The organism is Acidovorax sp. BL-A-41-H1, from assembly GCF_051942715.1.
This window is the reverse complement of sequence record NZ_JBPVJQ010000006.1, coordinates 1695281-1707839: the sequence shown is the minus strand read 5'-3', so window position 1 is coordinate 1707839 and position 12559 is coordinate 1695281. Positions and strand designations below refer to the sequence as shown.

Sequence of the window (12559 nt, the reverse complement as noted above, 5' to 3'; positions counted from 1 at the left end):
TGTCCTGCGTGCGGCGCGCAGCCCCTGCGTTGAGATGTATCACGCCGCGTCGGGGCATCAGCGGGCCTGCCTTGCCAGCCGCCGGGTTGACCAGGCCTCAGGGAAGTCACTACTATTTTGATAGCTGTCAGCGCTTATGAAACAAGCGCTACAGGCCAAAAACACCCTAAATCGGGTTACAGTTCGGGCTCCGCGCCCGGCGCAGCGCACGTCACCCCTCACACCCCATGGCTCCCCACACCTTTCTCTGGCACGACTACGAAACCTTCGGTGCCAACACCCGCCGCGACCGGCCCGCGCAGTTTGCCGCCATTCGCACCGATGCCGAGCTCAACGAAATCGGCGCGCCGCTGATGATCTACTGCCAGCCCGCCAGCGACTACCTGCCCGACCCGGTGTCGTGCCTCATCACCGGCATCACGCCCCAGCTCTGCCTGGAGCGGGGCGTGCCCGAGCACCAGTTTGCTGCCCGCATCGAGGCCGAGTTCGTGCAGCCTGGCACCATCGGGGTGGGCTACAACACGATCCGGTTTGACGACGAGATCACGCGCTTCATGTTCTGGCGCAACCTGATCGACCCCTATGCCCGCGAGTGGCAAAACCAGTGCGGCCGCTGGGATCTGCTGGATGTGGTGCGGATGACCTACGCCTTGCGCCCCGAGGGCATCCAGTGGCCCCAAAAGGAAGACGGCTCGCCCAGCTTCAAGCTGGAGCACCTCTCCAAGGCCAACGGCCTGCTGCATGAGGCGGCCCACGATGCGCTGTCAGACGTGCGCGCCACCATTGCGCTGGCGCGGCTCATTCGCCAGCACAACCCCAAGCTGTTTGACTTTGCGCTGGGCCTGCACAAGAAGGACCGCGTGGCGGCCGAGCTGCGGCTGCCCGCTACGCCAGCGTCGGCCCGCCCGTTCCTGCATGTGTCGGGCATGTTCCCGGCCGAGCGTGGTTGCCTGGCGGTGATGTGGCCCCTGGCCAGCCACCCCACCAACCGCAACGAGCTGATCGCCTGGGACCTGGCCCACGACCCGGCCCCGCTGGCCACCATGGGCGCCGACGAGATCCGGCTGCGCATGTTCTCCAAAGCGGATGCGCTGCCCGAGGGCGTGACGCGGCTGCCGGTCAAGACCATCCACCTCAACAAGTCGCCGATGGTGGTGGGCAACGTCAACACCCTCACGCCCGCGCTGGCGCAGCGCTGGAAGATCGACCTCGCCGCTGCCGCGCAGCATGCCGAGACTGCCCGTGCCCTGCCCGACATGAGCGGCATCTGGCCCGCCGTGTTCAGCCGCCCGGCCGAGGCCACGCCGGATGTGGACCAGGACCTGTATGGCGGCTTTGTGGGCGACCGCGACCGGCGCCTGCTGAACGACCTGCGCACCCTGCCGGGCGACAAGCTGGCCGCGGCGCGTGCCGCCTTTGACGACCCGCGCCTGACCGAGCTGCTGTGGCGCTACCGGGCCCGCAACTTCCCACACACGCTGAACGAAGAGGAAGCCGAGCGCTGGGAGGCACACCGCGCCGCCTGCCTGTTTGATGGCGCGGGCGGTGCCCGTACCGTCGAGCAGCTGTTCACCGAGGTCGACGAGCTGTCGGAAACCGCCGACGACCGCGCACAGGATCTGCTGGGCGCCCTGTACGATTACGCCGAGCAGATCGCGCCGGAGCGGTAGCCCGCCCCCGGCCGCCAAGCCGCACCGCGGCGCGCGGGCCGGACCCGTTTCGGGTTGCTTAGGCCTCAGGAAGCGCAGGGGCTGCCCGCCGGGCGACGCATGCAGATGAACAGACATTGCCGCAGATTTTTATGACGACACCGCAATCGCAAAGCTTCACCACCCAGATCGTCCACGCCGACCGGCTGGGCTGTGCAGAGCAGGGTGCCATCCACAAGCCCATCCACACCTCGGTGCAGTACGGGTACGACAAGGTCGAAGACCTGATCGCTGTCTTTCAGGGCACTGCCAAGGGCGGCTTCAACTACGCCCGCCAGGGCACACCCACCACGGCCGCGCTCGAATCGAAAATCACCCAGATGGAGCAGGGCCTGGGCACCATCGTGTTTTCCACCGGCATGGCGGGCATCTGCGCCATCTTCATGACGCTGCTGAAGGCGGGCGACCACCTGGTGGCCAGCCAGTACGTGTTTGGCAACACCAACAGCGTGTTCGGCACGCTGGCCGACCTGGGCATCGAGATCACCACGGTGGACGTGACCGATGCCGCCCAGGTGGCCGCTGCGGTGCGGCCCAACACCCGCATGGTGTTTGTCGAGACCATCGCCAACCCCGGCACGCAGATTCCGGACCTGGCAGGCATCGGCGCGCTGTGCCAGCAGCACGGGCTGCTGTACGTGGTGGACAACACGGTGGCATCGCCCTACATCTTCCGGGCGGCCACTGTGGGCGCTGGCCTGGTGGTCAATTCGCTCACCAAGAGCATCGGCGGCCATGGCGATGCGCTGGGCGGTGCCGTGACCGACACGGGCCTATTTGACTGGAACGCTTACCCGAACATCTTCGCGGCCTACCGCAAGGGCGACGCCAAGGGCTGGGGCCTGCAACAGCTGCGCAAGAAGGGCCTGCGCGACCTGGGCGGCACGCTGTCGTCCCACGCCGCGCACCAGCTGGCCGTGGGCGCCGAAACCCTGGCCCTGCGCATGGACCGCACCAGCGCCACCGCCCTGGCACTCGCCCGCTGGCTGGAGCAGCAGCCCGCCGTCGCGCGCGTGCTGTATCCCATGCTTGAATCGCACCCCCAGCATGCCCAGGCCAGGCAGCATTTCCGGGCAGGCTCGTGGCTGCTGTCGTTCGAGCTGCGCGATGCCGACCAATGCCTGGCGGTGTGCAACCGGCTGCAGCTTCCCATCAAGGCCACGGGCCTGGCCGATACGCGCACGCTGATCATCCCGGTGGCCCACACCATCTTCTGGGAGGCCGGCCCCGCGGTGCGCGCCACCATGGGCATCGCCGACGGCATGATCCGCCTGTCCATCGGGCTGGAAGAAGCCGACGACCTGTTGGCCGATTTTGTGCAGGCGCTGTCGGGGCTCTGAGCCGAAGTGCCCGGAGGCGCTTCGTTGCCCTTGCGGAGGCCCCCATGCGGGCCTTCACTCAGGATGCCTATTGCTACCATATCGATAGCTTTCAAGGCAGTAAAATCCTGGGCTCCAGGCCAATTTGGCTTTGAAATCCGTGGTTGCGCGGGGGGGAGCCCTCAGCCAAAGAACCAGTAGCACACGCCGATCGCAGCCACCACGCCCGCGAGCTCTGCCAGCAGGGCGCAGCCCACCGCGTGGCGCGCCCGCTGTACGCCTACCATGCCAAAGTACACCGCCAGCACGTAAAACGTGGTTTCGGTGCTGCCCTGGATGGTGGCAGCCGCCAGCGCGGCAAAGCTGTCCACGCCCTGGGTCTGCATGGTCTCGATCAGCATGGCGCGGGCGGCGCTGCCTGAAAACGGCTTGACCAGCGCGGTGGGCAGCGCGTCGACAAAGCGCGTGTCCATGCCCAGCCCTTCCACGCACCAGCGGATGCCCTCCAGCACATAGCCCAGCGCGCCCGATGCGCGAAACACACCCACGGCGCAGAGCATGGCCACCAGGTAGGGCAGCAGGCCACGCGCTACGTCAAAACCCTCGCGTGCACCTTCCACAAACGCCTCGTACACCGGCACCTTGCGCCACGCGCCCACAGCCACAAAGAACACGATGAGCGCGAACAGCGTGAGGTTGCCCAGCAGCGACGACAGCTGCGCTAGCGCCGCTGCACTGAGGGTGGCCAGCAGCGCCATGAAGGCGGCGAGCCCCAGCCCCAGCGGCAGCAGGTACGCCAGCACTACCGGGCTGAACAGCGGCAGGCGCTGCACCAGTGCCACGGCCAGCAGGCCCACCAGGGTGGACGCCGATGTGGCCAGCAGGATCGGCAGGAACACCAGCGTCGGGTCGGCCGCGCCTTGCTGCAACCGGTACATGAAGATCGTGACCGGCAGCAGGGTGAGCGACGAGGCGTTGAGCACCAGAAACAGAATCTGCGCGTTGGTGGCGGTGTCGGGCTCGGGGTTCAACTCCTGCAGCGCCTTCATGGCCTTGAGGCCCATGGGCGTGGCTGCGTTGTCCAGGCCCAGGGCGTTGGCCGCAAAGTTCAACGTCATGAGGCCGAGGGCCGGGTGGCCGCGCGGCACGCCAGGCATCAGCTTGGCAAACAGCGGCGACAGCCACCGCGCCAGCGTCTCGACAATGCCCGCCTTCTCGGCAATGCGCAGAAAGCCGAGCCAGAGCGTGAGCGTGCCAAACAGCAGCACCATAACCTCGACCGACAGTTTGGCCATGGCAAACAGCGACTCGACCATGGCGGCAAAGATCTGGGCGTTGCCACCCACCAGCCACTGCGCGAGGGCCGACACCGCCGCCACGATGAAAAAACCCAGCCAGAGCGTGTTCAGCATGGGCGGTACGGGGGCAGGGGAGTGGCGTGGGCGTGCATGCCGCCGAGGTTACCCGGCTGCGCCAAGGGAATGCCACGCACTGTTGCAGCGAGCCCACGCGGCCACCAGTGGTACCCTACAGGGTTTGGCCGGGCGGCCCGCGCATGTTTTTGCACGGGGCTGCACGGTACGCCGCAACACCAACGAAAAGAGAATCCAACATGGGCGCGCAGTGGAAAGCAAAGGGCAAGGCACAGGTCGCTGATGCCAGGGGCAAGCTGTTTGGCAAGCTGGTCAAGGAAATCACCGTGGCCGCACGCGGCGGGGCAGACCCGGCCAGCAATGCCCGGCTGCGCCTGGTGGTCGAGCAGGCCCGCAAGGCATCGATGCCCAAGGACACACTGGAGCGCGCCATCAAGAAGGGCTCGGGCACCGGTGCCGACGCCGTCAGCTACGAGCGCGTGATCTACGAAGGCTTCGCGCCGCACCAGGTCGCTGTCATGGTCGAGTGCCTCACCGACAACGTCAACCGCACCGCGCCTGAAATGCGGGTGCTGTTTCGCAAGGGGCAGCTGGGCACATCTGGCTCGGTGTCGTGGGACTTCAACCACGTCGGCATGATCGAGGCCGAGCCCGCCACGCCCGACGCCGATCCGGAACTGGCCGCCATCGAAGCCGGTGCGCAGGACTTTGAAGCCGGCGACGAAGAGGGAACCACCACCTTCTGGACGGATCCTACAGACCTCGACCTGGTCAGCCGCGCGCTGCCAGCCCACGGTTTCAACGTGCTGTCGGTCAAGCTGGGCTACAAGCCCAAGAACCCGGTGAACCCCGCCAACCTCACGCCCGAACAGCTGGAGGAAGTCGAGGCTTTCCTGGCGGCCATTGATGGCAACGACGATGTGCAAAACGTGTTTGTGAGCCTGGCCGGTTGATGGCAGGACACTTTGGGCAGGCGGCACAGGTGGGGTCGGCATGCGGCTGCTCGACTGCCGGGTGCGAGAGTTTGCTGTCCCAGATTTCTGATCGGGCCACTGACCGATGAGCGCAGATCACTACGCAGCCCTGGGGGTTGCCGCCAACGCCACTCTGGCCGACATCAAAAAGGCTTTTCGCCAGAAGGCATCGTTCTATCACCCCGACCGTAACGACGCGCCGGATGCGGCGCAACGGTTTCAGGCGGTGCAAAAGGCCTACGAGGTGCTGTCTGACGACGATGCGCGCCAGGCCTATGACGACAATCGCCGCCGCAATTTGCTGGACGACCCGTTGCAGACCGCGACGGAAATCTGGCAGTCCTATTCATCGCGCATCTTCTCTGCTACGGGTTCAACTTGAAAATTTCTCCTTACTTCCATGACTTGCGTTCGGCCTACCAGGCCGAGCTGGATGACCTTGTTTCCGACTCCGAAGGCAAGGATGTGCTGCGCAAGCGCCTGGCTGAGAAACGCAACGAAATCGCCTTTCTGGTGCAGATGATGGAGCTGGCCCCCGAGATGGTGGCCGTGGTCTTCCACCAGGGGTTTCGCTTTACCAAGCCTGCGGCGGTGGAGCAGCTCATCAGCCTGCCAGTGGATGAGCTTCCCGCATGGGGCACGTTGGCTGGCGCTGTGCAACTGGAGCCGTGGGCCGAAAGCCTGGCCCAGACCGTGTTGCGTGAGCCCGCCGGCGGGCGTTTTCTGGCCATTGCCGCCGGGCTGGAGTACCTGCACGCCCAGGCCCGCATGGCGTCGATGGCCACCAGCGCCGCGCGCTCTGACGGCGACAGCGATGCCAATGACGAAGCGGGCGAAGATGCCGAGCACGACGACGAGTACAACGCACTGAGCGCCGACGACGCGATGGAGCCGCAAAACAGCCGCACCCGCGAAGAGGCCGCCTCGAACTGGCTGTCCGACGTGGGCTTTGAGCGCAAGGACTGAGGAAGCGGCCATGCTGGGCTGAAGGGGGGCAGGGCGCAGGCGCCGCGCCCGCCCTGCACCCGCACGGTGCCAGCGTTAACGTCCCACAGCGAACCATCGATACGGAACACCCCATGACCAACCACCTCGCACTGATCACCAAGACCACCAGCCTGATTGCAGCCGGCGACATCGTCGGCGCGGAATCCGCGCTGGCCGAACTGGCCGACACCGATGGCGACAACGCGCTGATGGTGGTGCTCGACCAGCTCGCGCCCAAGGACATCCTGGCCGTGATGCGCGAGTACGACGAGTCCAAGGCGTCGGTGGTGAACATGCTGGTCACGCCCGAGCAGTTTGCGCGCGCCATGGTGCTGGAAAAACAGTACAAGGACCTCACGCACACCCACCTGCGCAGCATGGTCAACGCCGTCATCTTCCGCGACGGCGCAGACCCCGTGGAGTTTTTGACCGCCATCGGCGACCTGGAGGGTGGCAGTGAGGCCCTGGCCAACTACTTTGCCGAAAAGTGGAGTCGGGTGGAGGCGTTTGCCCGCACCGGCACCTTTGACGCCACCGAAGATTACGGCCCCACGCTGAGCGACGACGAACTGCTGGCCTCGGGCTACGTACAGCCGCGGGTGGACCTGGACGAAGTGGCCGACCGTGACTGGATGCAGATGGCTTGGCTGCTGCGCTATGAATGCCGCGACCTGTTCATCGAAACCCTGCTGGTGCTGCGCGCCAAGGCGCGTGCCTTTGACCTGGGGCTGGACGACGGCGATGAGCCAGCCGAGGAAGACGACGGCAAGTTCGAGACCAGCGAAACCGACCGCGGCAAGGCCACGCCCGCAGCCCGCGCTTCGGACGAAGAGTCTGCGATATAGATGGCTTCCCGCTGAGTCGCCTGCGGCGCCTTCCTCCCCCGGGGGACGACGCCCTCGCTGCGTGGCGGCCCTTGCCCGGCGTCTCCCTCAGGGGGCCGCGCCCTTTTCAAGCACCCGATGGTGTTTGGCACTGATGCCAACCGAACGATGACATGACGGAAACCACATCCTCCGCACTGCAGCTCCACGACGCCCGTCCGTTTTTCGAGAAGGCGCTGGTGTATGGCGTGCAGCACGGCATCATCGATGCTGAGCGGCTGGCGGCCCTGCATGCCGATGCGCCCAAGGGCATGGTGCAGATCGCCCGTTATTTTGGCAGCGAATTTTTGCGGCCCGAGCTGGAGAAGGCGCGCGATCGCATCGTCAACCTCATCAGCCTGCACCTGCTGGAGGCCACGAACGCAGACCTGGCCCAGGCCGCCGTGCTGCTGCGCGACCATTCGCTGCTGTCGCGCTCCAAGGCGGGCTCGGACATGCTGCGCCGGCTGATCGCCATGCCCGAGAGCAGCAACTTTGGCATGGCTGGCCTGGCCGATGCCGGTGTGCCGTTACTGGGGCTTTGGTCATTGCGCACCCATGCGGAATATCGGTCTGAACTGGAGCGCCGCAGCCGCATCGCCGCAGCCATCGATGCCGCGCTGTGGATGGCCGAGCAGTACGACCTGGATCCGGACACCCTGCAGGAGTCGGGCGCCGATGCCGAGGCCGTGATCCGCACGGGCCTGCTCCTGCAGGTGCTGGCGCCTCGTGCCGCCGACTGGCCCCACCCTGTGGCCTTTGAGAAGGCGGTGAATGCCCAGCGCAAGAAGCCGCTTTCGGCCGATGGCGCGGCACTGCGTCTTCCGGTCGGGCTGCCAGCGGGGCTGCGCGAAGCGGTGCAGGCCGAGTACGGCACCGTGCAGGCCGACCTGCGCAAGCTGCTGGACCCTGCCACCGTGCTGCGCCCGCTGATGCGTCCCACCAGCGCCTTTCGCTCACGCTACTTCCTGCTCGAAGATCCGCTGGCCGAAGTGGATGACTACCACCGCAGCCTGGACGAGCTCGATGCCGGCGAAGAGCTGCTGCAGCCCGCCAGCAAGACCTGGACGAAAACGGTGCTGGGCAATGACGACGAGCACAGCCTGCTCACGCTTTTCCTGTGCGTGGCCGCCGGTGCGCCCAAAAAGACACTGCTGACCGAAAAAACGGCTGCCAGCCTGGTGCGCAAGCTGCGCAAATCAGGCCTGGACGCAGCGCTGGCCACCGGCTTCATTCGCGAGCATGCGCCCGGCGCGCGCCATGCCGACTACATCGCGCTGTGGCACGGCTTTGTGCAGGATGCCGAAAAGACCCTGCTCAGCGACATGGACTACCAGTTGCACGATGCGATGGCCCTGTTGCGGCGCGAGTGCAACGTGGCCGCCTGAATACTGGCTGCAGGCGTGCAGGCGTGCAGGCGTGCAGGCGTGCAGGCGTGCAGGCGTGCAGATGCGAATGCACCTCTGCGATCGCAGGTCAGACGTTGCTGCCGTGGCGGCCACTGGACGGTATTGCTGTGACGTGATTCAGTGCAGATGCTACCGCTGTGCGGGCGGCGTGAAGCTTGACGGCGCCACCGTCTGCATCGGCCGCAGACGGCAGCGCCTATGCGCTCGCCCCCACCGAAACTCCGGTTACGATACATAACGATTTTCAGAAATGCCTCCCTTCGTGCTGGCATCCCGCAACGACACAGCGCCTTCTTACATGCACAGCCCCACCCTCATCCTCATGGCCGCACTGTTTTGCGGGCTGGTGAGCGGGGTTCTTTACGCGGTGTGGGCATTCAACAGGAACGTGCCCGGCCTCAAGCTGTGGATGCTTTCATTTCTTGCGGCCACCACGTTCGCCATCAACCTGCTGTTACGTGATGTACTGCCCGAAGTGGTCTCCGTGGTGCTGGCCCAGGCTGCGGTGGCCACCGCGGCATGTCTATGCTGGCTTGGCGGGCGCGCCTACATGGGCCGCAGGGCATTGCGCGCTCGTCAGCGTGTGGGCCTGGCGATAGCGTTTTTCGTGTTGTTGCTGCTGTCCGTCCATTTCACGGCCGTGGACCCCCGTCCCGGCATGCGCTTTGTGCTCATCAGCGTGTTTTCTGGCGTGTTCTATCTCCTCACGGCGCGTACGGTGGCGCGGGGTCGGCTCCAGCAAGTGCCAGCGCGCTACTTGTTCGCTGCCCTACTGGGTGCGCACGGCCTGTTCGTGCTGGTGCGACCGCTGGCATTCGGCCTGGCGCAGCCTGCAGACGCCTCGCTTGGCGATCCGGGGCTGCTGTCGCTGCTGTCGCAGTTTGTGGTGCTTGAAGCCACGATTGCCATCGTGATGATCGGTTTTGGAACGCTGATGCTGACCAACGAGTTCGTCACCACCGAGCTGCGCCGCCTGGCCGAGATGGACACGCTCACCCAGGTGTTCAACCGCCGGGCATTGCTGACCCTGCTTGAAAAAGCCGCCAGCAGCGCGCAGCGCACAGGCCTGCCGCTGTCCGTGATGGTGCTGGACCTGGACCATTTCAAGTCTGTCAACGACACGCGCGGCCACCGCGCGGGCGATGACGTGCTGCAGCACTTTGTGCAGGTGGCCGCCAGTTGCCTGCGCAAGGAGGATGTCATGGGCCGGCTGGGGGGAGAGGAGTTTGGTGTGTTCCTGCCCAACTCGGATCTGGACGGCGCACTGGTCGTGGCAGAGCGCTTGCGGGCGCTGCTGGCATCGAGCCCGGCCTACGCCAACACTTCTGCGCCGCTGTACCTGACCGTGAGCATTGGCGTGGCGCTCTCGTCCCGTGGCGAAGCCGCCGACGCGCTACTCCAGCGGGCCGATGAGGCCATGTACCTTGCCAAGCAGCGCGGGCGCAACCGGGTGGAAGCGGTTTCCGTGGCGGCAGCTTCCCTGGCTTAAGGACTGCCTCATCAACACCCACCGCCACGGGCGATGGCGACCCGGCATCCCTGTGGATGCACGCGCTTCAGTGGCCATCTGCTGGCCATGGCAGCGGGCGAGCTGTTGCAGCAGGCGAGTGTGCTCAAGGTGGCCCCTGGTGTGGGCGTTGCTGCTGTGTCCTTGGTGCTGGGCGTTACGACGTTCGCGCTGGTGCTTGCGAGGTTTCGCTAGTGCACCGTGCGCCTGGCGTGGCAAAGGTAATCGCTATGAAATTTGTAGCGATACGGGCAAATACAACATGGGCTTGCGGCCAATTTCACAGAAAATCGACAACAGCGGGCCGCTCGGGCAGATGGAGTTGTGCCGTGGGCGCAGGCTGGCTTGCCACCAGAGTGCCACGCCGCCACACGCGCAGCCGTGCCGCGCGCAGGCGGATCGCGTCTGCCGGGTTGCGCGCATGCAGCAGCACCAGGTCGGCATGGCAGCCGGGCGCCAGTCCGTAGCCTTTGAGGCCGAGCAGGCGGGCAGGGTTCACGGTCACGGCATCAAAGCACTGGCGCATGGCCGCTTGGCTGGTCATCTGCGCCACATGCAGGCCCATGTGGGCGGCTTCCAGCATGTCGGCACTGCCGCCGCTGTACCAGGGGTCCAGCACGCAGTCGTGGCCAAAGGCCACCGTCAGGCCCGCGGCCATCAGCTCGGGCACGCGGGTCATGCCGCGGCGCTTGGGGTAGGTGTCGTGGCGGCCCTGCAAGGTGATGTTGATGAGCGGGTTGGCCACCACGCCCAGCTCGGCCTCGGCCATCAGCGGGATGAGCTTGCTCACGTAGTAGTTGTCCATGCTGTGCATGGAGGTCAGGTGCGAGCCTGTGACCCGGCCATGCAGGCCCAGGCGCTGGGTCTCAAAGGCCAGAGTCTCCACATGGCGCGAATGCGGGTCGTCGGATTCGTCGCAATGCATGTCCACGCGCTTGCCGCGCTCGGCCGCCAGTTCACAAAGGATCTTCACGCTCTCGGCGCCCTGGGCCATGGTTCGCTCGAAATGCGGGATGCCACCGACCACATCCACCCCCAGGTCCAGCGCGCGTTTCAGGTTGTCCAGCCCGCCCGGCGCGCGCAGCACGCCATCCTGCGGGAACGCCACCAGCTGCAAGTCCAGATAAGGCGCCACGCGCTGCTTCACATCCAGCAGCGCATGCACGGGCAGCAGGCTGGCGTGGCTGGTGTCCACATGGCTGCGAATGGCCAGCAGCCCCCGCGCCACGGCCATGTCGCAGTACCGCAGCGCGCGCTGCACGATCGCGTCGTGCGTCAGCGTGGGCTTGAGCTCGCCCCACAGCGCAATGCCTTCCAGCAGCGTACCGCTCTCGTTCACGCGCGGCTGGCCGTAGCTCAGGGTGGAATCCATGTGGAAATGCGCGTCCACAAACGGCGGGCTCACCAGCAGGCCGCCCGCGTCTACCGTCTCGTGCGCCGGTGCCTGCAGCCCTTTGGTCACCTCGGTGATGCGGCCACTTTGCACGGCAATCGACATGTCCTGGCGGCCATCGGGCAGCGTGGCGTGGGTGATGAGAAGGTCGAGCATGGCGGTGGTCCGGGCAGTGGCTGCGATGGAAAAAAGCCACCTTGCGGTGGCCTGGCGTTCGGGAGTCGTCCAAGGGCATTGCCCCCAGGCTAGGCGCCGGTTACTTGGTCCCGAAAATCCGGTCGCCCGCGTCCCCCAGCCCTGGCAGGATGTAGCCGTGGTCGCTCAGCTCGCGGTCGATGGCGGCGGTGAAGATCGGTACGTCGGGGTGGGCCTTCTGCATGGTGGCGATGCCTTCGGGGGCGGCCAGCAGGCAGACGAACTTGATGGAGCGGGGGTTGAGCTTTTTCAGGCGGTCCACGCACGCCGCAGCCGAGTTACCGGTCGCCAGCATCGGGTCGACCACGATGATGTCACGCTCGTCCATTTCGGCGGGCATCTTGAAGTAGTACTCCACCGGCTGCAGCGTGGCGGGGTCGCGGTACAGGCCGATGTGACCCACACGGGCGCCGGGCACCACGTTGAGCATGCCGTCCAGAAAGCCGTTGCCGGCGCGCAGGATGGACACCAGCACCAGTTTCTTGCCGTCGATCACCTTGCCGGTCATGGTCTCCAGCGGGGTTTCAATCTCCACGTCCTGCAGCGGCATGTCGCGCGTGACTTCATACGCCATCAGGGTCGAGAGCTCGCCCAGCAGGCGTCGAAAGCTGTTGGTGCTGGCGTCTTTCTTGCGCATCAGCGTGAGCTTGTGCTGGACGAGGGGGTGGTTGATGACGGTGACGTTGCTCATCTCGAAAGCCTTGTGGTCTTGGGTGGTCTGAAATTTAAGGGTGCCTTGTGGGCAGTGTGCAGGCCAGCGCGGCGCGGTCGGCACGGCGAGAAGGCATTGCGCACCGGTCTGCTGCCGTTGGCCCGGCGTCGCCCCAGGT

At 65.9% G+C, this 12559-nt stretch carries 11 protein-coding genes; 8 read left to right on the top strand and 3 right to left on the bottom strand.

Translation table 11 applies throughout. The annotated features are described in order from the left end of the window. Positions 1-227: 227 nt before the first annotated feature. Entirely contained in the window at positions 228-1670 is a 1443-nt protein-coding gene (gene sbcB, locus ACTPOI_RS21100; RefSeq protein WP_440112409.1) for an exodeoxyribonuclease I, read from the top strand. Positions 1671-1801: 131 nt separating this feature from the next. After that, complete coding sequence (locus tag ACTPOI_RS21095; protein WP_440112407.1) at positions 1802-3049, top strand: cystathionine gamma-synthase family protein; 1248 nt, start codon at positions 1802-1804, stop codon at positions 3047-3049. 161 nt (positions 3050-3210) lie between these two features. Here ACTPOI_RS21095 and ACTPOI_RS21090 read toward each other — a convergent pair whose 3' ends face one another. Beyond that, the gene (locus ACTPOI_RS21090; protein ID WP_440112406.1) at positions 3211-4440 is read right to left on the bottom strand and encodes a nucleoside recognition domain-containing protein; all 1230 of its coding nucleotides are present in this window, start codon (positions 4438-4440) and stop codon (positions 3211-3213) included. Positions 4441-4640: 200 nt separating this feature from the next. Between ACTPOI_RS21090 and ACTPOI_RS21085 the strand changes: the two genes are divergently transcribed. The 6 genes from ACTPOI_RS21085 (at position 4641) to ACTPOI_RS21060 (ending at position 10123) form a co-directional block, all read left to right on the top strand. Beyond that, entirely contained in the window at positions 4641-5354 is a 714-nt protein-coding gene (locus ACTPOI_RS21085; protein WP_069105717.1) for a YebC/PmpR family DNA-binding transcriptional regulator, read from the top strand. 106 nt (positions 5355-5460) lie between these two features. Further along, complete coding sequence (locus ACTPOI_RS21080; RefSeq protein WP_440112403.1) at positions 5461-5757, top strand: DnaJ domain-containing protein; 297 nt, start codon at positions 5461-5463, stop codon at positions 5755-5757. Further along, a complete protein-coding gene (locus ACTPOI_RS21075; RefSeq protein ID WP_440112401.1) occupies positions 5754-6341 on the top strand; it encodes a hypothetical protein in 588 nt (195 codons plus the stop codon). Before ACTPOI_RS21080 ends, ACTPOI_RS21075 begins: the two co-directional genes overlap by 4 nt. Positions 6342-6454: 113 nt before the next feature. Continuing rightward, positions 6455-7207: a hypothetical protein gene (locus ACTPOI_RS21070; RefSeq protein WP_440112399.1), complete on the top strand. Its 753-nt coding sequence runs from the start codon at positions 6455-6457 to the stop codon at positions 7205-7207. Positions 7208-7359: 152 nt separating this feature from the next. After that, positions 7360-8613, top strand: coding sequence for a hypothetical protein (locus tag ACTPOI_RS21065; RefSeq protein WP_440112397.1), 1254 nt, complete (start codon positions 7360-7362; stop codon positions 8611-8613). 271 nt (positions 8614-8884) lie between these two features. Next, on the top strand, positions 8885-10123 hold the full coding sequence (locus ACTPOI_RS21060) for a GGDEF domain-containing protein (RefSeq protein WP_440112395.1): 1239 nt from the start codon (positions 8885-8887) through the stop codon (positions 10121-10123). Positions 10124-10421: 298 nt separating this feature from the next. Here ACTPOI_RS21060 and ACTPOI_RS21055 read toward each other — a convergent pair whose 3' ends face one another. Further along, positions 10422-11690, bottom strand: a complete 1269-nt coding sequence (locus ACTPOI_RS21055; RefSeq protein ID WP_440112393.1) for an amidohydrolase family protein — start codon at positions 11688-11690, stop codon at positions 10422-10424. Between the two features lie 100 nt (positions 11691-11790). After that, positions 11791-12420: a uracil phosphoribosyltransferase gene (gene upp / locus ACTPOI_RS21050; RefSeq protein WP_069105724.1), complete on the bottom strand. Its 630-nt coding sequence runs from the start codon at positions 12418-12420 to the stop codon at positions 11791-11793. Positions 12421-12559: the final 139 nt, after the last annotated feature.